Here is a 21,385-nt window from a genome sequence, read left to right as displayed (position 1 = left end):
AATAATGCATCTTCTGTTGTGACTGGTGCCCCCGTAGTTGCGGGTGCCAGCGTTGTTACCGAGGCAAGTGGAGCCCCTGTTATGAATGAAGCCGTATCCCGTGAACCTCTGCTGCGCTGCCAGGCGCTCAATCATGTCTATAAAGAGGGGGAGCTGGAGACTCAGGTGCTCAAGGGGATCGATCTCTGCGTCGCGCCCGGTGAAATGCTGGCGGTGGTGGGGAGCTCGGGCTCCGGCAAGACCACTCTGCTGCATCTGATGGGGGCGCTGGACAACCCCTCCAGCGGCGCCGTGCTGTTCAAGGGGGAGGATATCCACCATTGGGACAGCCGTACCCAAGCCCGTTTTCGCAACCGCGAGCTGGGCTTTGTCTACCAGTTCCACCACCTGCTCTCCGAGTTCAGTGCGCTGGAAAATGCGGCCATGCCGCTGCTGATCGCCGGTGAGTCGGTGGCGGTTGCCACCGAAAAGGCGACCAAAATGTTGGGTAGGGTAGGGCTCTCCCATCGCTTGAACCACCGTCCCTCCGAGCTTTCTGGTGGCGAACGTCAGCGGGTGGCGATCGCCCGGGCGCTGGTCAACGAACCGAGCTTGGTGCTGGCGGATGAGCCTACCGGCAATCTGGATCACGCCAGTGCCACCGCGGTGTACGAACTGCTGTGTGAACTGAATCGTGAACTGGGCACTGCGTTTGTGGTAGTGACTCACGACTTGAGCCTCGCGGCCAAGCTCCATCGCCGGGTGACCCTGGTGAGCGGCGTGATGGCGGAGGTTGCCTGATGTTCAAACCGCTGCCCCTCTTTCTGGGCCTGCGTTACAGCCGCTCCCGCCGTCGCAACGGGTTTATCGCCTTTATTTCTGCCTCTTCCCTGATCGGTATCGCCCTCGGGGTGATGGCGCTGATCCTGGGCCTCTCCGCCATGAACGGTTTCGAGCGGGAGCTTAAAGATCGGGTGCTCTCGGTGGTGCCGCAAGGTGAGCTGGACGCCGTCGAGCGGCCGCTGCCGGATTGGCCACGTCTGCGCGACTACCTGCTGGCCCAGCCGGGCGTTGAGGCGGCAGCGCCGGTCATTCGCCTCAATGGCCTGCTGGAGCATGGCTCTGCCCTCAAGGGGGTGCAACTGCGCGCCGTGCTGCCCGATCTGGAAGCCAATCTGTCGGATGCCGGCAAATACATGACGGGCCGCGGCCTGCGTGAACTGCAACCGGGTGAACGTGGGGTGATCTTGGGCAAGACCATCGCCGACAAGCTGGGCGTCAAGGTGGGGGACTCGGTCGCCCTGCTGCTGCCGCAAGGGGGCGATCAGGCGGGGATCAAGAATCCCCGGCGCGAAGCCCTGACTGTGGTGGGGCTGCTGGAAATTGGCGGTCAGCTCGACGGCCTGCTCGGCTTTATGCATCTGGCCGATGCGCAAGGGATCACCAGCATGGGCAGCGATGTGGAGGGCTTCAGCCTGCGGGTGAGTGATGTGCTTAATGCACAAAATATTACGATCGCCGCGGCGCAGCAGTTCCCTCATCACGTCTATATCCGCAGCTGGATGAACAGCCAGGGCTACCTCTATCAGGACATCCAGATGGTGCGTACCGTCATGTATGTGGTAATGCTGATGGTGGTGGCCGTCGCCTGCTTCAACATCGTCTCCACTCTGGTTATGGCGGTGAACGAGAAGCGCAGCGAGATCGCCATCCTGAAAACCATGGGGGCGAGCCCCGGTCAGATCCGGCTTACCTTCGTCATTCAGGGGATGGTCAACGGCGTGGCCGGTGCCCTGCTCGGTGCCCTGCTGGGTGGGCTGCTTTCGAGCAAGCTGACCCAGATCCTGAGCGTTGTCGAAAAGCTTATTGGCCACCGCTTCCTCAATCCGGATATCTACTTCATCGACTTCCTGCCGACTGAGTTGCATATGCAGGATCTGCTTATCGTGACGGGCGCCGCCATCCTGATGAGTCTGGTGGCGACCCTCTATCCCGCCTGGCGGGCGAGCGGTCTGGTACCCTCCCGCGAGCTGGGTCACTGATGCGTAGCATCTGATCCGCAATAAAGAACGAAGGGCCCGCCGGTGCAAACCGGCGGGCCCTGCTGTTTTCAGGTCGCGTGGACTGGCTTAGTGCGCGTTGAGCTCATCGAGTGGCAGGGAGAAGCTGGCCACGAAGGTGTCGATAAAGTAGCGCATCTCATCGCTCATCCGGGCTGCCAGCATGGCTTCAAGGCGCTTGCGAGCCGGCTCGAACTCCCGGTTGCCCGCGTTGATCTCCTCCAGACACTTGGTATAGGCGCAGAGGGTGTCGGCATCCTTGACCATTCTGGCCAGCTCGTCATCCTGGGCTGCCGAATCGAGCAGGGGGCGAAAGTCCTCCACCAGTTCCGGCGGCAGCATGCCAAGCAGACGCTGTTCGGCGGCCAGTTCTATCTTCTTGTACTCGCGGGCAATTTCGGGGTTGAAGTATTTGACCGGGGTAGGCAGATCGCCGGTCAGCACCTCACTGCTATCGTGGTAGAGGGCCATCACGGCGGCGCGATCGGCATTCACGCTGCCGCCAAACAGTCGATTTTTGATTATGCCGAGGGCATGGGCCACCATGGCCACCTGCAGGCTGTGCTCGGCAATGTTTTCCGGCTGGATGTTGCGCATCAGGGGCCAGCGGTAGATGAGTTTCATGCGGGCGAGATTGGCGAAAAAGTGGCTGGGTAACATGATGGCCTCAACAAAAGAGAATAGAAAAGGGCAGACCCTAGTCTGCCCTTTTTTTCGTTGCAGGGCAGCGTCTGCCCGCGCATTTCCCGTGTTTAGCGGATATAGCGGCCCGATTCCGCCTCCTGGTTGGTCACTATCATCTGGCCGATGGGCGCCAGGCTGATCAGCGCCAGCTTGAGGTGCTGGATACCGAACGGGATACCGATAATGGTCACGAAGCAGGCCAGCGCGGAAGCGATGTGGCCGATGGCCAGCCAGACGCCGATCAGCACGAACCAGAGGATGTTGCCAATCAGCCCCAGAGTGCCGGTGCCGATATCGCTCTGGCCAGTCATGGTCTTGCGATTGACGGCCTGCTTGCCAAACGGGAAGAAGGTAAAGGTGCCGATCACGAAGCAGGCACGTCCCCAGGGGATGCCGACCAGCGAGATAAAGCAGACAAGACCGGCCAGCCACCAGGCCAGGCCCATAAAGACACCTCCCAGTACAAACCAGAGCAGATTGAACAAGAAGCGGAAAAAGGCCATGTGAGTGACTCCAGATCATCAATTTGGTTGCCACCATAACGAGGGAGGGGTAGGGACGCAATGGTTGATTGGTCCAATCACTATTTGGCTGGTCAAATTGAGTCGCCGCCCGCAACGGTGGGCTGTTTTTCGGTGAAAGGTGGGCAATAAAGCGGCGTTCGGATGAAAAAAGGTGAGCAAACGCAAAATTATTGCCATCGGATAGTTGAAGTCGGGCACCTCTCTCCCCATATAAAGGGCAGTTTTGCACGAATTGTGCTTGCACGCCGCTCAATGTGGGGGATGTGTGGCTCGACTCGACCAAAGTGCGCCGCTATAATGCCGCGTCATATTTTCTCATCACAAAGACATATCGTTGTCTTTATAAACAGGAAGACTCCGGGCTTTGCCCAGGGGCAATAAAGGGTCAGCACACAGTGCTGAGTTGAACGAGGTAGAAGAATGCAAGTTTCTGTAGAGACAACCCAGGGTCTGGAACGCCGTCTTACCATCACTGTACCGGCCGCTACCGTAGACGCCGCTGTGCGTAAAGAATTGAATGGCCTGGCCAAAACTCGTCGCATCGACGGTTTCCGTCCTGGCAAGGCTCCGGTTGCCATCATCAAGAAGATGTTCGGCGCCATGGCTCACGCCCGCGTTGCTGATGAAATGATGCAGAGCAACTTCATCAAAGCCATCATCGAAAACAAACTGAGCCCGGCCGGTGCCCCGACCATGGATCCGAAAGAGATCAAAGAAGGTCAAGATTTCGAATTCACCGCCACTTTCGAAGTGTATCCGGAGTTCGAAGTTGCAGGTCTCGAGACCATCAAGGTCGAGAAGCCGGTTGCTACCGTGAAGGATGAAGATCTGGCCAACATGATCGACACCCTGCGCAAGCAGCACGCTACCTGGGCTGATGCCGATGTTGCCGCTGCCAATGGCATGCGTGTGACCATGGACTTCGTCGGTTCCATCGACGGTGAAGAGTTCGACGGCGGCAAAGCTGAAGGCTTCAACCTGGTGCTGGGTGCTGGCCGTATGATCCCGGGCTTCGAAGACGCCATCCTGGGCAAGAAAGCGGGCGACGAGTTCACCATCGAAGTGACCTTCCCGGCTGATTACCACGCTGAAAACCTGAAAGGCAAAGAAGCCAAGTTCGCTTCCAAGCTGATCAAGGTTGAAGAGCAGATCCTGCCTGAGCTGACCGAAGAGTTCGTGAAGCGTTTCGGTATCGAAAGCGGTTCTGTTGAAGAGCTGAAAGCCGAAGTGCGCAAGAACATGGAGCGCGAACTGGCTCAAGCCCTGAAAAACAGCGTGAAAGAGCAGGTTCTGAACGGTCTGGTTGAAGCCAACCAAATCGACCTGCCGAAAGCTGCCGTTGCTCAAGAGATCGACGCACTGCGTCAGCAGGCGCTGCAGCGTTTCGGTGGCTTCCAGGGCGGCAACGCTCCCGAGCTGCCTGCTGAACTGTTCCAGGCTCAAGCCGAGCGTCGTGTACGCGTAGGCCTGCTGCTGGGGGACGTGATCCGCACCAACGAGATCAAGGCTGACGATGCCCGTGTAAACAGCATCATCGAGTCCATGGCGACTGCCTACGAAGATCCGAAGGAAGTGATCGAGTACTACCAGAAGAACGAACAGATGCTGAACGGCGTTCGTAACCTGGCAGTAGAAGATCAAGCCATCGACCTGATCCTGTCCAAAGCGCAAGTGACCGAAAAAGAAGTTGCCTTTGACGAAGTGATCAACAAGTCTGGCGCCGCTGCCTAAGAACATTTGACTTAAGGTCAAGACTGTTAAGTATAATGGCTCGTGTGATCTCCACTCGGGCCATTTTATTTTAGGGACAATGCCTTATGTACAAGAACTATAACGATATGACCGATTCTCCCAGCAATGCGCTGGTCCCCATCGTGGTCGAACAGACTGCCAAGGGTGAACGTTCCTACGATATTTACTCCCGTCTGCTGAAAGAGCGGGTGATCTTCCTGACTGGTCAGGTTGAAGATCACATGGCCAATCTGGTGGTTGCCCAGTTGCTGTTCCTCGAGTCCGAGAATCCGGACAAGGACATCTATATCTACATCAACTCGCCGGGTGGTTCGGTGACTGCGGGCATGTCCATCTATGACACCATGCAGTTCATCAAGCCGGATGTCAGCACCGTCTGCATGGGGCAGGCCTGCTCCATGGGTGCCTTCCTGCTGGCTGGCGGCGCCAAGGGCAAGCGTTTCTGCCTGCCTAACGCCCGCGTGATGATCCACCAGCCGCTGGGTGGCTTCCAGGGTCAGGCATCTGATATCCAGATCCACGCCCAGGAGATCCTGAAGATCAAAAATACCCTGAACGAGCGCCTGGCGTTCCACACCGGTCAGGACATGGCTACCATCGAGCGTGACACCGATCGTGACAACTTCATGTCCGCCGAGCAGGCCGTGGCCTATGGTCTGGTAGACGGTGTCCTGAGCCAGCGTAGCTGAGCAGGGTGTCCCGGTCTGTTGTAAACTCAACAGGCCGATCCATCCTCTATTGATAAAACGAGGTTGCTGAATGACAGAAAAACGCAAGGGTGAGGGTGATAAGCTGCTCTACTGCTCTTTTTGCGGCAAAAGCCAGCATGAAGTGCGCAAGCTGATCGCTGGCCCTTCCGTCTACATATGTGATGAGTGTGTCGAGCTGTGCAACGACATCATCCGCGAAGAGATCCGCGAGATCTCGCCCAAGCGCGATGGTAACGAGCTGCCGACCCCTCATCAGATCCGCGCTCATCTCGATGACTATGTGATCGGGCAGGAGTACGCCAAGAAGGTGTTGGCCGTTGCCGTCTACAACCACTACAAGCGTCTGCGCAACAGCGGCGAAAACAGTGGTGTGGAGCTCGGCAAATCCAACATCCTGCTGATTGGCCCGACCGGTAGCGGTAAAACCCTGCTAGCCGAGACTCTGGCTCGTCTGCTGGATGTGCCGTTCACCATGGCCGATGCGACCACCCTGACCGAAGCCGGTTATGTGGGCGAGGACGTGGAAAACATCATCCAGAAGCTGCTGCAAAAGTGCGACTACGACGTAGAGAAGGCCCAGCGTGGCATCGTCTATATCGACGAGATCGACAAGATCTCCCGCAAGTCGGACAACCCTTCCATTACCCGTGATGTCTCCGGGGAAGGGGTGCAGCAGGCACTGCTCAAGCTAATCGAAGGGACCATCGCTTCCGTGCCGCCGCAAGGTGGTCGCAAGCATCCGCAGCAGGAGTTCTTGCAGGTTGATACCTCCAAGATCCTCTTCATCTGCGGCGGTGCCTTTGCCGGTCTGGACAAGGTGATCGAGCAGCGTTCCGTGAAGGGAACCGGTATCGGTTTTGGCGCCGAGGTGAAATCCAAGGATGCCAAGGCCACCCTGAGCGAGACCTTCGCCAAGGTAGAGCCGGAAGATCTGATCAAGTATGGTCTGATCCCCGAGTTCATCGGCCGTCTGCCGGTGGTCGCGACCCTGACCGAGCTGGACGAGTCTGCCCTTATCCAGATCCTGAAAGAGCCGAAAAACGCGCTGACCAAACAGTACGCTGCGTTGTTCGATCTGGAAGGGGTTGAACTGGAGTTCCGTGACGATGCGCTCAACGCCATTGCCCGCAAGGCGATGGAGCGTAAAACCGGTGCTCGTGGTCTGCGTTCCATCGTGGAAGCCGTGTTGCTGGATACCATGTATGACCTGCCTTCTCTGGAAGGGGTCAGCAAGGTGGTGATCGACGAAACCGTGATCAAAGGGGACTCCGCGCCCTTGATGATTTACGAAAATCCCGAAACCCAGGCTGCTGCATCAGAGTAAATGTCTGATTTTTAATCGAATGGAAGGGGCTTTTTGCCCCTTTCATGCTTTTTACGGTTTCGGCGATTGAATCTCATCTCAGCGCCCCCATATACTCAGCCAAGCGCTTTGCCAACGGTATAACAAGCCGAGAGGACATATATGAACCTAGAGCGTTCAGAACGCATCGAGATTCCCGTCCTGCCTCTTCGTGACGTGGTGGTTTATCCCCACATGGTCATTCCACTCTTTGTGGGGCGGGAAAAATCCATTCGCTGTCTGGAAGCGGCCATGGAGCAGGACAAGAAAGTTCTGCTGGTGGCCCAGAAGGATGCGTCAACCGATGAGCCGACTGTGGAGGAGATCTTCACCGTCGGGACAGTGGCCAATATTCTGCAGATGCTCAAGCTGCCGGACGGCACCGTCAAGGTGCTGGTAGAGGGTGGGCAGCGTGCCCGCCTGGAGCGGATGATCGACGACAAGGATTTCTTTGTCTGCGAGGCTCAGTACATCCCCTCCCAAGCCATTGAGGAGAAGGATCAGGAAGTACTGGTTCGCTCCGCTATCGGCCAGTTTGAAGGCTATATCAAGCTCAACAAGAAGATCCCGCCCGAGGTACTGACCTCGATCTCGGCGATCGACGATGCTGCGCGTCTGGCTGACACCATGGCGGCCCACATGCCGCTCAAGCTGGAAGACAAGCAGAAGGTGCTGGAGATCGTCTCTGTCTCCGAGCGCATCGAATTCCTGATGGCGATGATGGAGTCGGAAATTGACCTGCTGCAGGTCGAGAAGCGCATCCGTACTCGCGTCAAGAAGCAGATGGAAAAGAGCCAGCGCGAGTATTACCTCAACGAGCAGATGAAGGCCATCCAGAAAGAGCTGGGTGAGCTGGAAGATAGCCCGGATGAGTTTGAAGCCCTCAATCGCAAGATTGAAGAGGCTGGCATGCCGGAAGATGCCCGTGAAAAGGCCCAGGCCGAGCTTGCCAAGCTGAAGATGATGTCTCCCATGTCCGCCGAGGCTACCGTGGTTCGCAGCTATGTGGACTGGATGGTACAGGTGCCCTGGAAGGCGCGCTCCAAGGTCAAAAAAGACCTTGGCAAGGCGCAAGAGGTGCTGGATGCCGATCACTATGGCCTTGAGAAGGTCAAGGATCGCATCCTCGAATATCTGGCGGTACAGGCACGGGTGAACAAGCTCAAGGGCCCCATCCTCTGTCTGGTTGGGCCTCCCGGTGTGGGCAAGACCTCGCTGGGCCAATCCATCGCCAAGGCGACAGGCCGCAAATATGTGCGGATGGCCTTGGGTGGGGTGCGTGACGAAGCGGAGATCCGCGGTCACCGCCGTACCTATATTGGTTCCATGCCCGGCAAGCTTATCCAGAAGATGGCGAAAGTCGGCGTGAAGAACCCGCTGTTCCTGCTCGACGAGATCGACAAGATGAGCTCGGACATGCGTGGCGATCCCGCATCCGCCTTGCTAGAAGTGCTGGATCCGGAACAGAACAACAGCTTCAACGATCACTATCTGGAAGTGGATTATGACCTGTCGGACGTGATGTTCGTGGCTACCTCCAACTCCATGAACATCCCGGGCCCCTTGCTGGACCGGATGGAAGTGATCCGTCTCTCCGGTTACACCGAAGATGAGAAGCTCAACATTGCCAAGCAGCATCTGGTTGCCAAGCAGATCCAGCGCAACGGCCTGAAAGAGTCTGAGATCACCATTGAAGATTCTGCGCTGGTCGGAGTGATCCGTTACTACACCCGCGAGGCGGGGGTGCGGAGTCTGGAGCGCGAGATCTCCAAGATTTGTCGCAAGGCGGTCAAGCGCATCCTGCTGGACAAGAGCATCAAGCATGTTCAGGTCAATCAGGAGAACCTCAAGGAGTTCCTCGGGGTGCAGCGTTTCGATTACGGCAAGGCCACCGACCAGAACCAGGTGGGTCAGGTGTGTGGTCTGGCGTGGACCGAAGTGGGGGGCGATCTGCTCACCATCGAGACCACCAACATGCCGGGCAAGGGCAAGCTCACTTATACCGGTTCTCTCGGTGATGTGATGCAGGAGTCCATCCAGGCGGCCATGACGGTCGTACGGGCCCGTGCCGAGAAACTGCGCATCAACGCCGACTTCTACGAGAAGCGCGATATCCACGTGCACGTACCGGAAGGGGCAACCCCGAAAGATGGTCCGAGCGCCGGTATCGCCATGTGTACCGCCCTGGTCTCCAGCTTGACCGGTAATCCGGTTCGTGCTGATGTGGCGATGACAGGGGAGATCACCTTGCGCGGCGAAGTGCTGCCCATCGGTGGTCTCAAGGAGAAGTTGCTGGCAGCCCACCGTGGCGGCATCAAGCGAGTGCTTATTCCGAAAGAGAACGAGCGTGACCTTGAGGAGATCCCGGCAAACGTCAAACAAGACCTTGAAATTTATCCGGTTCGCTGGATTGACGAGGTGCTGGAATTGGCGTTGCAGGACAATCCACAGGGGTTTGAGCGCGTTTCTGTCGTGTAAATGTTGATGCGCCGCAAATTTGGCGCATTCGACGGGTGGTTAAGGCTTGCATGCGCCCGATAACGGAAGTAGCCTTGACCACCGATCGGGTACTCGTGATGAGTCGCAATGCGTTGTGTGGCGCGGGTTTGCGCCAGATTGTCACTTGCAACTGATCAGGAGGCTTGCTATAAAACCTCCACTTGTTGTGGCCAGGGAAATCAGCGCCGCAGCGGTGTTTGATAAAAGGGGAATATAAGAGTGAATAAATCTCAACTGATTGACAAGATTGCAGACGGTGCCGATATCTCCAAAGCTGCCGCTGGCCGTGCGTTGGATGCCTTCATTGATGCTGTTGGTGAAGCGCTGAAAGAGGGTGACCAGGTTGCTCTGGTTGGTTTCGGTACTTTCGCTGTACGCGAGCGTGCTGCCCGTTCAGGCCGTAACCCGCAGACTGGCGCGACCATCGAAATCGCTGCTGGTAAAGTTCCTGCCTTCAAAGCCGGTAAGGCCCTGAAAGACGCTGTTAACTAAGTCGGTCGCTGATATCCGTCGGCTACCGTCCTTGGTCGCAGACCAGACAAGTTAGAGAGTCTTCTCTCATACTGATTGACCAAGGCGCATCGCAATCGGTGCGCCTTTTTATTGTTTACGCCCATCGAGTTCGGGAGCATAAGTACAAACATGATGTTGGATAAACTACGCGAAGGGGCGCAGGGCAAGGTAGCCAAGGTTATCTTGGGCCTGATCATCCTCTCCTTTGCCTTGGCTGGTGTAGGTAGTTACCTGAACGGCCCGGCCCGTACCGCCCCCGCCACCGTCAATGGCACCGAGATCAGTGCTGCGGCACTGGAAAATGCCTACCGTAACGAGCGCGCCCGCATGGAATCCCAGATGGGAGAGGCATTCAGCCAGCTGGCCGCGAACCCCGATTACATGAAACAGTTCCGCCGCGGTGTGCTGGATCGCCTGATCGATCAGGCGCTGCTGGACAGCAAGGCTCGCGAGCTGGGTCTGCGCGTCAGCGATGAGCAGATCAAACAGGCCATCGTTGCCATGCCCGAGTTTGCCGAGAACGGCAAGTTCAACAATGACCGCTATCTGCAGCTGATCCGTCGTGCCGGCATGACTCCCGAAATGTTTCGTGACTCCCTGCGTCAGGACATGGTGCGTCAACAGTTGATGAGCGCCCTGCTGGGCACCGAATTCTCCCTCAAGGGTGAAGCGGAGCAGCTCGACAAGCTCTACAACCAGACTCGCGATCTGCGTCTGGTGCGTCTGGCTGCCGCCAACTACATGGCTGATGTTCAGGTTTCCGACAACGAGCTGGAGCAGTACTACAAGACCAATGGCGCCCGTTTCATGAACGACGAGCAGGTCAAGGTTGACTATCTGCTGCTGGACGCCGCCAACCTCGCCAAAGATATCAAGGTCACCGAGCAGGATGCCCAGGATTACTACGATCAGCACCAGGATCTGTTCCAGCGTGCCGAGCGTCGCCATGTGGCTCATATCCTGATCCCGTTTGGCAAGGATGAGAAAGCGGCCGAGCAGAAAGCAGAAGCCGTGCTGGCCAAAGCCAAGGCGGGCGATGATTTCGCTGCGCTGGCCAAGGCTGACTCTTCCGATACCTTCTCTGCCAAAAAAGGCGGCGAGCTGGACTGGTTCGAGAAAGGGGTGATGGATCCGGCCTTCGAGAAAGCCGCGTTCGCCCTGGACAAGGTTGGCGATCTCTCCGGCGTGGTGAAGAGCCCGTTCGGTTTCCACATCATCAAGCTGCTGGGGGTTGAAGCAGCCCAGACCAAGCCGTTTGCCGATGTGAAAGAAGAGACTATCACTCGTCTGCAAGCTGACAAGGCCAAGGAGAAATTCTTCGCCGAGCAGCAGAAGATGGCTGACAACAGCTTCGAAAACCCGGACTCGCTGGATCTGACCGCTGATGCCATGGGGATGAAGGTCCAATCTTCCGATTTCTTCACCCAGGAGACTGCTCCGGCTCCGCTGAACGATCCCAAGGTGCTCTCCGTGGCGTTCTCCGAACAGCTGCGCGATGACAACACCAACTCCGATGTGATCGAGCTGGCTGATGGCAAGGCGCTGGTGCTGCACATCACTGGTCACAAGCCCAAAGCGGTCAAGCCGCTGGCCGAGGTGAAAGAGCAGGTGATTGCCGCCATCAAGCATGACAAGGCTAGCGAAGTGGCCCGTGGCAAGGCCCAGGGTCTGCTGGACAAGCTGAAAGTCGGTGAGAGCATCACCGCCGATCTGACTGCACTCGGTCTGAAAGTGGAGACCCACAAAGGGGTTGCCCGCTTCGATCGCGAGCTGGATCAGAACCTGATTGCCCAGGCGTTCACGCTGCCCCATCCGATCGACGGCAAGCCGAGCGTGGCTTTGGTTGCCGAGACCAATGGTGACCGCGTTGTGGTTGCGCTGGACAAGGTCAACGTCCCTGCCGCCGCATCCGGCATGGCCGCCATGCTGCAAGCTCAGCTGGGTCAGGGCAAAGCTCAGGTGGATTACAAGTCTCTGATCGACGAGTTGCGCAAAGCAGCCAAGATCGAGTACTTCACCAGTGTGGAAGCGACCGTCGAGTAATCGGCACTGCACAACCCATTGAAAACGGCTCCTTGATGGAGCCGTTTTTTTATCTGTGGGCAAAAGAGGGGGGACTCAATGCTCTCTGCTCTGTAGCGTGTAGTCACATCACTGCTATACGCCATCTCAATCGTCTAAATACGGGATATAAAAAAACCGGCACATAAGTGCCGGTTTCTCATTGCTAGCTTGTGCTGCGCAGGGGTTACACCACGCCCTGAGTGCGCAGGTAATCCTCGTAGGTGCCGCCGAAGTCGCGGATACCATCTTCGGTCAGTTCCAGGATACGGGTCGCCAGAGATGAGACGAACTCGCGGTCGTGGGAGACGAAGATCAGGGTCCCCTGGTAGAGCTCCAGTGCCATGTTCAAGGATTCGATGGATTCCATGTCCAGGTGGTTGGTCGGCTCATCCATGATCAGGATATTGGGGCGCTGCATCATCAGCTTGCCGAACAGCATGCGACCCTGTTCACCACCGGAGAGCACCTTGACCGGCTTCTTGATGTCGTCCTGAGAGAAGAGCAGACGGCCCAGTATGGAGCGTACAGCCTGCTCGTCTTCGTTCTCCTGTTTCCACTGGGCCATCCAGTCGAACACGTTGAGATCAGTGTCGAAGTCTTCGGCGTGATCCTGAGCGTAGTAACCGATCTGGGCGTTCTCGGACCACTTGATGGTGCCGGTATCCGGTGCCAGTGCGCCGACCAGGGTCTTGATCAGAGTGGATTTACCGATACCGTTGGTACCCAGAATGGCGACCTTCTCGCCCACTTCCATCATCATGTTGAGGCCCTTGAACAGGGGGCCGTCGCCATAACCCTTGGAGACACCTTCCACTTCCAGGATGTTGCGATAGAGCTTTTTGTCCTGCTCGAAGCGGATGAAGGGGTTCTGGCGGCTGGAGACCTTGACGTCCTCAATCTTGATCTTGTCGATCTGCTTGAGACGGGAGGTCGCCTGACGGGACTTGGAAGCGTTGGCGCTGAAACGGGAGACGAAGGATTGCAGATCGGCAATCTGGGCCTTCTTCTTGGCGTTGTCGGCCAGCAGACGCTCGCGCGCTTGGGTGGCGGCCAGCATGTAGTCGTCGTAGTTGCCCGGGTAAACGCGCAGCTCGCCGTAGTCCAGATCCGCCATGTGGGTACAGACAGAGTTCAGGAAGTGACGGTCGTGAGAGATGATGATCATGGTGCTTTCACGTTCGTTGAGCACCTGCTCCAGCCAGCGAATGGTGTTGATATCCAGGTTGTTGGTCGGTTCGTCCAGCAGCAGGATGTCAGGGTTGGAGAACAGCGCCTGTGCCAGCAGCACCCGCAGTTTCCAGCCTGGGGCCACTTCGCTCATCGGGCCGTTGTGCTGCTCAAGGGGAATGCCGACACCCAGCAGCAGCTCGCCTGCGCGCGCTTCGGCGGTGTAGCCGTCATACTCGGCAACCAGACCTTCCAGCTCGGCGGCCTTCATATAGTCTTCGTCGGTGGCTTCGAGGTTGGCGTAGATGGCATCGCGCTCGGCGATAGCCGCCCACAGCTCGGTGTGACCCATCATGACCACGTCCAGTACGCGCATATCTTCGTAGGCGAACTGATCCTGACGCAGCTTACCGATGCGCTCGTTGACGTCCAGGCTCACATTACCGCCAGTGGGCTCCAGATCACCACCGAGGATCTTCATAAAGGTGGACTTGCCACAGCCGTTGGCGCCGATAAGGCCATAGCGGTTGCCGCCGCCAAACTTGACGTTGATGTTCTCAAACAGCGGCTTGGCGCCGAACTGCATGGTGATGTTGTTGCTACTTAACAAGGTATGTGTCCCGATTGGTCTGTCAAATGGCGCGCATTATGGCACAGATCCCCCGAAAGTTTTAGCGAGAAGTGTGATCTTGATCGGGGCAAGCGGGGCGTGCAGCCGATTGATGGGCAATAAAAAAAGCCGGCGCGAAGCCGGCTTGGAAGGATGAACTTGAGCTGTTAGTGGGAGGTGGCGCCAGAGGCACCCAGCCCGGTCTGGGAGCGAACGAACTGCGGCAGGAACTTGGCATGCTCGTCGGCGGCGTTCTGGGAGCTGTCGGTGATGGAGAAGAACCAGAGCCCGACGAAGGCCAACCCCATGGAGAAGAGGGCAGGGTATTCGTAGGGGAAGATGGCCTGGGCATGGCCCAGCACTTTCACCCACACGGTCGGACCCAGGATCATCAGGGTCACTGCGCTCGCCAGTCCCAGCCAGCCACCGTAGACGGCGCCACGGGTGGTCAGGCGTGACCAGAACATGGAGAGGAACAGCACAGGGAAGTTGCAGCTGGCGGCGATGGAGAAGGCCAGACCGACCATGAAGGCGATGTTCTGCTTCTCGAACAGGATCCCCAGACCAATGGCAACCACACCCAGTACCAGAGTCGTCATCTTGGAGACGCGCAGTTCATCAGTCTCGTTGGCCTTGCCCTTCTTCAACACACTGGCATAGAGGTCATGGGAGACCGCAGAGGCTCCGGCCAGGGTCAATCCGGCGACTACCGCCAGAATGGTGGCAAATGCCACGGCAGAGATGAAGCCGAGGAACAGACTTCCACCCACTGCATCAGCCAGGTGGACGGCTGCCATGTTGGTGCCGCCCAGCAGGGCGCCGGTGGCATCCTTGAAGGCCGGATTGGTGCTCACCAGCAAGATGGCGCCAAAACCGATGATGAAGGTGAGGATGTAGAAGTAGCCGATAAAGCCAGTGGCGTAGAACACCGATTTACGCGCCTCTTTGGCATCGCTCACGGTGAAGAAGCGCATCAGGATGTGGGGCAGGCCGGCGGTACCGAACATCAATGCCAGACCGAGCGAAATGGCGGAGATGGGGTCGGAGACCAGCCCGCCCGGGCTCATGATAGCGGAGCCTTTCTCGTGCACTTTGACCGCTTCGCTAAACAGGGCGCCGATGTCGAAGTTGACTGACTTCATCACCATGATGGCCATGAAGGACGCACCAGAGAGCAGCATCACTGCCTTGATGATCTGCACCCAGGTGGTGGCCAGCATGCCGCCAAACAGCACGTAGAGCACCATCAGGATACCGACCAGCACCACGGCCACATGGTATTGCAGGCCAAACAGCAGCTCGATCAGTTTGCCGGCACCGACCATCTGGGCGATCAGGTAGAGGGCGACCACCACCAGAGAGCCGCAGGCGGAGAGGGTACGCACTTCAGTCTGCTTCAGACGATAGGAGGCGACATCGGCGAAGGTGTATTTGCCGAGATTGCGCAGCCGTTCGGCGATCAGGAACAGAATGATGGGCCAGCCCACCAGAAAGCCGATGGAGTAGATGAGGCCGTCATAGCCGGAGGTGTAGACCAGTGCGGAGATCCCGAGGAAGGAGGCGGCGGACATATAGTCACCGGCGATGGCCAGACCGTTCTGGAAGCCGGTGATACGGCCACCGGCCGCATAGTAGTCGGAAGCCGAGCGGTTGCGCTTGGAGGCCCAGTAGGTGATGAACAGGGTAGCGGCCACAAACACCAGAAACATCACGATGGCGGCGACATTAAGGGGCTGACGCTCCACGGCGCCAGAGATTGCATCGGCCGCCAGCAGGGGAGAGGAGGCCAGTGAGGTCAACAGCAGCAACTTGCCTTTCATGATTGCACCCCTTTGAGGATCTTCTGGTTCAGTTCATCAAACTCGCCGTTGGCGCGAAAGACATAGACGCCGGTCAACACGAAGGAGGAGAGGATCAATCCTACCCCGACAGGAATGCCGCGAGTAATGGTCGACCCTTCGCTCAAGGGGGTGCCGAGCCAACCGGGGGCAAAGGCGATGAGCAGAATAAACGCCAGGTAGAGTCCCAGCATCAGAGCCGAGAGGGCCCAGGCAAAACGCTGGCGCTTGGCGACCAGCTCCTGGAAGTTGGGATCTTGCTGGATCCTCAGATAGCTTTGCTGTTCCATTGCAGTTCTCCATGACATGAGTGTCAGCGGTGGATGGGGTAACCCCGACGAGCAGGCAATCTGCTCATGTAAGCAAAATGTGAATTAAATGTTATTTCTCGACAATTAGACTTTGGGATAAGCCAGCGGCGAGCCGCAGGTCAGGCGCAGGTAGATGAGCGCGGCCGTGGTGGCATCGGCAAGGGCATCGTGGGCGGGCAGGGATGGCAGTTCAAGGTGGCTACAGATGGCACTCAAGTGGAGGTCAATGGCCGCATCGGGGTAGCGGCGATAGAGGTGGTCGTGATAGAGCTGGCTCACCTCGATCCCTCGCTGGGGCAGGGTCAATCCCCACAATTTCTGGCAGGCGAGATTGAGAATGCGCAGGTCGTAGGCGATGTGATAGCCCACCAGTTCACGGGGGCCGATAAAGTCGAGTAGCAGGCGCAGCGCGGCTTCCAGCTCCATTCCCTGTTGCAGATCCTGATGGCGCAGACCGTGGATCACCACAGATTGGCTGGTCAGGCTGGCCGGTGGCTGTACCTTGATGGCGAGGGCCTCGCCGGTCAGCAGCCGGTTACCCTGAATGCGCACCGCCCCGATGGAGACGATCTCGGCCTGCTCGGGATCGAGACTGGTGGTCTCGAAATCGAGGGCGATCCGTTCATCTTCCGGTGGGGTGGCAAAGAGCGGCGCGAACTCGCCCGTTCGGAACGCGCGGCCATACCAGTAGCGTCGAACGCGGCTCAACATGGCTATTGTCTCAGACGAAAGTGCAAGGTGAGCCACTGCTGGAACTTCTTCACCTGATGCAGCGCCTGACGCAACAGATCCCGCTCGCTGTGGCTGAGCTCGCTTGTCTGCACCCGACTACCGCCTCCCTTGAGCTGGCTACGCAGCCTCAGCCGGATAAAGAGCCGGAACGCTTCTGCCAGATTGCTGCCATAGTCGGCACTGAGCCGATCGGCGGCAACCAGTGCGTCGATACGCCCCAGGGTTGAAGTCTCCAGAATGCCTGCCTCAAGGGCCAACATGCGGATACCGTGCACCAGCGGGAACAGGCCGCCCCGCTTCAGATCCAGCCCTTCCGGTGGCTGTTCCAGCCGGCCAAACAGGGTGAGGGGGGCATGGAAGGCCACCGCCGGTCGCACCATCTCCGCCAGTAGATCCCGCCTGTCGGTCAACTGCTCGCGCAGCGCTCTGGCAACAGGCAGATGGAGCTGTCGATCCCCCGCGATGGGGTGAGCATCGGCCAGGGTGGCGAGCCAGAGCAGCTCATCCTCTTTTGCCGTGGTGCAGGCACTGGCAATGGCGCTTTGCCACTCGCTACCTGTTTTCACCCAGGCCGGATTGTTCACCATCACCAGCCCGGGGCACAGCGGGTAGCCGAGGCGCTCCAGCAGGGCGCTAAATTCGGCCAGATCGGCTGCCTGGGTGGGCCATGCCAGCCCCTCTGGCAGGATCAGGGCGTTGTCCTGATCGGTTTTGAGGATCTGCTCGCCGCGCCCCTCCGAACCCAGCATCAGCAGGCAGACCTTATCCTGCACCTCGGGGGGGATCACCAGCGCAAAGGCTTTGGCGATCAGCTGTTCATTGATGGTGGCGATCAGTTTCATCAAAAAGGCGGTGTGGATCCCCTGGGTAAACAGCGAGCGGGTCAATAGTTGCTGCTCGCGGGCCACCGCCTCCAGTGCCGGCAGGCTGTCGGCGCGGGCGATGCGCAGGGTCAGTACGTGGGAGTGGGTCGAGAAGAGCCCCAGCACCTGAGTCAGTTGCAAGATCCCCGCCACCTCGTTGCCACGCCACACCACCAGTCGCTTGATGCGATGGCGGGTCATCAGCAGCAGGGCATCAAACAGATAGCTCTCCAGCGGCAGACCAATCAAGGGCGTGGGAGTCAGCACAGAGAGGGGGGCCGTCAGCGGCAATCCCTTGAGGGTCAGGGCATGGAGCAAGGTCTTGCGGGTTGCCAGCGTGAGGGAGCCGTCGTGGGCGGGGTAGAGCAGGCAATCGGTCCCCTTGCTCACCATGGCTTCGGTCGCCGCCAGCAGTGATAGCTTGCTGTCGACGATAAGCGGTGCCTGCAGGTGGCCGGGTTCGATGCGGGTCAGGATAAATTCCGCCAGATTCTTCTGACCCAGCTGTTCGCGCTGCTCCTGCTGGCGCTGGCGCTCGGCCAGATTGGCGGTGAAGTAGCTGGCAAACTGCGGATCCTGCTCACAGAGCGCCAGAAAGGTGTGGCGAGGGATGAGTTGGCAGAGGCTATCTTCCAGTGCGGTGAAGCGGTGGCGGCAGCGGCCGTCAAACTGGGCGCGCACATCGAACAGGTCATCGACCCCGTAATCACCAAACTGGTGGTGAGGGGCCGACTCTTCCACCGCCCCCTTGATGATGAGATAGAGGCCGGGAGGCTCGTCCCCCTCCTTGAGCAGCAGATCCCCGGCCCGAAAATAGCAGAGCGAGAGGTGACGGGAGAGCCGCTCGCGCGCCTCCTCGCCCAGTCGGTCGAAAGGTGGTCTGGCAAAATTGAACAGGGTTGACATGACAGCGTCCTCTGCTGGCTTGCGGCACTCATGCAGCTCCCAGTGTGACAAAGGGAGGGGAAGGCGACCAGCCGACTTTAGTCTCAGCTGTACCGCCTGTTCACACTCTGATAACGTGGTGGTATGACCAGTGAGTCAGTTTCAGGGATCAAGGAGAGGACAAGGGAGATGGAAAAACCAAGGATCAAGTGCGAGATCCACGACGGGATTGCCGAAGTGATGCTGACGCGGGGGGACAAACTCAATGCGCTGGACCGCGCCATGTTCAGTGCTATCGACGAGACGCTGACACAGCTCGCCCGGCACAAGGGGCTGCGGGCGGTGATCCTGCACGGCGAGGGGCGGGCCTTCTGCGCCGGACTGGATGTGAAATCCATGCTCAAGCAGCCGGTAGCGGCGCTCGATATTCTCAAGCGTGAAGCAGACGAAGCGACCAATCTGGCCCAGCGGGTCGCCTATGGCTGGCACCAGCTGCCGGTGCCGGTGATTGCGGTGACCCAGGGAGTCTGTTTTGGCGGTGGCTTGCAGATTGCGCTCGGGGCCGATTTTCGCTTCAGCACCCCCGATTGCCGCTTCTCGGTGATGGAGATCAAGTGGGGCATCATTCCCGATATGAGTGGCAGCGTCACCATGCGCAACCTGATGGGGGTGGATACCGCCATGGAGCTGGCCATGAGCGGGCGCGAGCTGGATGCCGTCGAGGCCAAATCTCTCGGGATGGTGAGCCGGGTCTGCGCCGATCCGCTGGTGGAGGCGCGGGAGTTTGCCCGCACCCTGATCACCAAGTCGCCGGATGCACTGGCGGGGATCAAGCAGCTCTACAGCCAGGCCTGGGCCCGCAGTGACGAGGCGATGCTCAAAGAGGAGACTCGGCTGCAAAAGCAGATCCTGGGGCGACCCAATCAGTGGCGGGCCACCCTTAACAGCCTGTTTCGCTGGCGGCTGCCCTTCGGGCCGCGCCGCAATCCGCTCTGAGATGAGGTGACAGGAAAAAGAAATGGCAGCCGAGGCTGCCATTTTTTATTGATGTCTTATGTCGTTTTGATTCAGGAGGTCTTGCGATCCTGATCCGGCTCGAACTGATGGCCCGATTTCTCCCGCTCCAGGTTCTCTTCGGAGCGTTTGCCCACCCAGTAATCGGCGTTCTTGATGCCGAGCTTCTCCGGGTGGAATACGGGGTCAATACCTTGTGCTTGCTGCGCTTCATAATCCTTCAGACAGGTGAAGGCGGTCTTTTGCAGCAGCAGAATGGCGATGATGTTGAGCCATGCCATCAGGCCAACCCCGATATCACCCATGCCCCACGCCAGATCTGCCGTCTTGACGGTGCCGTAGACAGTGGCAGCCATCAGCGCAATCTTCAGCAAGAAGGTGAGCCAGGGGCGATTAATCTTACGGTTGATGTAGGCGATGTTGGTTTCGGCGATGTAGTAGTAGGCAACGATGGTGGTGAACGCGAAGAAGAACAGCGCGATGGCCACGAAAATGCTGCCAAAGCCCGGCATCATGCTCTCCATGGCGGTCTGTACATAGCCCGGACCTGCTGCGATACCGGCAATACCCGTGTAGATGGCGGCGCCGTCCGGCCCTTGTACGTTATAGAGGCCGGTGATCAGCAGCATAAAGCCGGTGGCGGAGCAGACGAACAGGGTGTCGATATAGACGGAGAACGCCTGAACCAGACCCTGCTTGGCCGGGTGGCTCACTGCCGCCGCAGAGGAGGCGTGCGGCCCGGTACCCTGACCCGCTTCGTTGGAGTAGACCCCGCGTTTTACCCCCCACATGATGGCCAGACCCAGAATGGCACCGAAACCGGCATCCAGACCGAAGGCGCTCTTCCAGATCAGCAGGATCACGCCCGGCAGCTGGCCGATATTGAGGGCGATGATGACGCAAGCCACGATGATGTAGCCCAGCGCCATAAAGGGCACTACGGTACTGGCGAAGTTGGCGATACGCTTGACGCCACCGAAGATAATAAAGCCGAGCAGCAGCGCCAGACCGGCGGCAGTGACGTTCGGATCGATATTAAAGGCGGTCTGCAGGCTTGAACCGATGGAGTTGGCCTGCACGCCCGGCAGCAGCACGCCGCAGGCGAAGACGGTAGCGATGGCGAAGGTCCAGGCGTACCACTTCATGCCAAGCCCTTTCTCGATATAGAAGGCCGGGCCGCCGCGGTATTCACCGTTGATCTTCTCTTTGTAAACCTGACCCAGGGTGGACTCCACGAAGGCAGAGCTGGCGCCGAGGAAGGCGACCATCCACATCCAGAACAGGGCGCCCGGGCCACCGAAGGTGATGGCGGTGGCCACACCGGCGATGTTACCGGTACCCACGCGACCTGCCAGGGTCATGGCCAGCGCCTGGAAGGAGGAGACACCGGCATCGGTGCTCTTGCCATCAAACATCAGGCGCACCATCTCTTTGATATGACGCAGTTGCAAAAAACGGGTACGCAGGGAGAAGTAAAGACCGACCCCCAGACACAGGTAGATGAGCGCAGGGCTCCAGATTACACCATTGATGGCATTGACGATTTCATTCATGTACAACAACTCCTTTGTTGTGTTTTGTGGCGCTGTCTTGGCGAGATCTTGGCCTCGCTCTCTGTCACAGTTCGGGGCTCATTTGTTAACAGTCTGAGGTAAGCAAACGAGGGTGGCTCCGAGTGGTTTGGCAGGGCGCAAACCCGCGCCATGCATGGGAGGTAACATATCGAGTTGCATCCATTCTTCCCAGCTAAAAATGTTGTCTTGTTGCAAATTTGTGAATTGACAAGGGTGGGTGGATAATGGCAGGCAGCGTTTTCTATGAGTAAAGATGAGATCCTC

Annotated in this window: 17 protein-coding genes; 9 read left to right on the top strand and 8 right to left on the bottom strand. The window is 58.3% G+C overall.

Annotation, left to right across the window (positions count from 1 at the left end; all coding sequences use genetic code 11):
- The first annotated feature begins 81 nt into the window (after positions 1-81).
- Both lolD and lolE read left to right on the top strand, forming a co-directional pair.
- Positions 82-780, top strand: a complete 699-nt coding sequence (lolD, locus tag ACTG20_RS13880) for a lipoprotein-releasing ABC transporter ATP-binding protein LolD (RefSeq protein WP_005336988.1) — start codon at positions 82-84, stop codon at positions 778-780.
- On the top strand, positions 780-2,021 hold the full coding sequence (gene lolE, locus ACTG20_RS13875; RefSeq protein ID WP_194496305.1) for a lipoprotein-releasing ABC transporter permease subunit LolE: 1,242 nt from the start codon (positions 780-782) through the stop codon (positions 2,019-2,021). The genes lolD and lolE overlap by 1 nt, the downstream gene beginning before the upstream one ends.
- Before the next feature lie 87 nt (positions 2,022-2,108).
- Here lolE and yfbR read toward each other — a convergent pair whose 3' ends face one another.
- The gene (yfbR, locus tag ACTG20_RS13870) at positions 2,109-2,699 is read right to left on the bottom strand and encodes a 5'-deoxynucleotidase (protein ID WP_194496306.1); all 591 of its coding nucleotides are present in this window, start codon (positions 2,697-2,699) and stop codon (positions 2,109-2,111) included.
- A gap of 92 nt (positions 2,700-2,791) precedes the next feature.
- Positions 2,792-3,226 (bottom strand): YccF domain-containing protein, encoded by a 435-nt coding sequence (locus ACTG20_RS13865; protein ID WP_005336982.1) that lies wholly within the window; start codon positions 3,224-3,226, stop codon positions 2,792-2,794.
- Between the two features lie 441 nt (positions 3,227-3,667).
- On the opposite strand from ACTG20_RS13865, the gene tig reads away from it, so the two are divergent.
- The 6 genes from tig to ppiD all read left to right on the top strand — a co-directional run bounded on the left by tig (position 3,668) and on the right by ppiD (position 12,106).
- Positions 3,668-4,978: a trigger factor gene (tig, locus tag ACTG20_RS13860; RefSeq protein WP_005345092.1), complete on the top strand. Its 1,311-nt coding sequence runs from the start codon at positions 3,668-3,670 to the stop codon at positions 4,976-4,978.
- 86 nt (positions 4,979-5,064) lie between these two features.
- Positions 5,065-5,688, top strand: coding sequence for an ATP-dependent Clp endopeptidase proteolytic subunit ClpP (clpP, locus tag ACTG20_RS13855; protein WP_005336979.1), 624 nt, complete (start codon positions 5,065-5,067; stop codon positions 5,686-5,688).
- Between the two features lie 70 nt (positions 5,689-5,758).
- A complete protein-coding gene (gene clpX / locus ACTG20_RS13850) occupies positions 5,759-7,033 on the top strand; it encodes an ATP-dependent protease ATP-binding subunit ClpX (protein WP_005336977.1) in 1,275 nt (424 codons plus the stop codon).
- 141 nt (positions 7,034-7,174) lie between these two features.
- Positions 7,175-9,529 carry an endopeptidase La gene (lon, locus tag ACTG20_RS13845; protein ID WP_005336976.1) on the top strand — a complete coding sequence of 785 codons (2,355 nt, stop codon included), beginning with the start codon at positions 7,175-7,177 and terminating at the stop codon, positions 9,527-9,529.
- Positions 9,530-9,769: 240 nt separating this feature from the next.
- Positions 9,770-10,042, top strand: coding sequence for a nucleoid-associated protein HU-beta (gene hupB, locus ACTG20_RS13840; protein WP_005315375.1), 273 nt, complete (start codon positions 9,770-9,772; stop codon positions 10,040-10,042).
- Positions 10,043-10,192: 150 nt separating this feature from the next.
- Entirely contained in the window at positions 10,193-12,106 is a 1,914-nt protein-coding gene (gene ppiD, locus ACTG20_RS13835) for a peptidylprolyl isomerase (protein ID WP_194496307.1), read from the top strand.
- Positions 12,107-12,311: 205 nt separating this feature from the next.
- Here ppiD and ACTG20_RS13830 read toward each other — a convergent pair whose 3' ends face one another.
- The 5 genes from ACTG20_RS13830 to ACTG20_RS13810 form a co-directional block, all read right to left on the bottom strand.
- Complete coding sequence (locus ACTG20_RS13830) at positions 12,312-13,904, bottom strand: ABC-F family ATPase (RefSeq protein ID WP_040068106.1); 1,593 nt, start codon at positions 13,902-13,904, stop codon at positions 12,312-12,314.
- A gap of 167 nt (positions 13,905-14,071) precedes the next feature.
- Positions 14,072-15,724: a cation acetate symporter gene (locus ACTG20_RS13825; RefSeq protein WP_194496308.1), complete on the bottom strand. Its 1,653-nt coding sequence runs from the start codon at positions 15,722-15,724 to the stop codon at positions 14,072-14,074.
- The gene (locus ACTG20_RS13820) at positions 15,721-16,032 is read right to left on the bottom strand and encodes a DUF485 domain-containing protein (RefSeq protein WP_040068110.1); all 312 of its coding nucleotides are present in this window, start codon (positions 16,030-16,032) and stop codon (positions 15,721-15,723) included. Before ACTG20_RS13820 ends, ACTG20_RS13825 begins: the two co-directional genes overlap by 4 nt.
- A gap of 105 nt (positions 16,033-16,137) precedes the next feature.
- Positions 16,138-16,764, bottom strand: coding sequence for a 3'-5' exonuclease (locus tag ACTG20_RS13815; RefSeq protein ID WP_194496309.1), 627 nt, complete (start codon positions 16,762-16,764; stop codon positions 16,138-16,140).
- Between the two features lie 2 nt (positions 16,765-16,766).
- Complete coding sequence (locus ACTG20_RS13810; RefSeq protein WP_194496310.1) at positions 16,767-18,554, bottom strand: putative nucleotidyltransferase substrate binding domain-containing protein; 1,788 nt, start codon at positions 18,552-18,554, stop codon at positions 16,767-16,769.
- Between the two features lie 168 nt (positions 18,555-18,722).
- Between ACTG20_RS13810 and ACTG20_RS13805 the strand changes: the two genes are divergently transcribed.
- Positions 18,723-19,529, top strand: a complete 807-nt coding sequence (locus tag ACTG20_RS13805) for a crotonase/enoyl-CoA hydratase family protein (RefSeq protein WP_194496311.1) — start codon at positions 18,723-18,725, stop codon at positions 19,527-19,529.
- A 71-nt stretch (positions 19,530-19,600) separates the two neighbouring features.
- Here the strand turns inward: ACTG20_RS13805 and ACTG20_RS13800 are convergent, their stop codons facing one another.
- Positions 19,601-21,100 carry an alanine/glycine:cation symporter family protein gene (locus ACTG20_RS13800; protein WP_139476900.1) on the bottom strand — a complete coding sequence of 500 codons (1,500 nt, stop codon included), beginning with the start codon at positions 21,098-21,100 and terminating at the stop codon, positions 19,601-19,603.
- Positions 21,101-21,385: the final 285 nt, after the last annotated feature.

It is taken from the genome of Aeromonas sp. 84A (assembly GCF_051919345.1).
Taxonomy (GTDB): domain Bacteria; phylum Pseudomonadota; class Gammaproteobacteria; order Enterobacterales; family Aeromonadaceae; genus Aeromonas; species Aeromonas veronii.
Note: the sequence above shows the minus strand (reverse complement) of the source record. Positions and strands in the feature narration are given on the sequence as shown.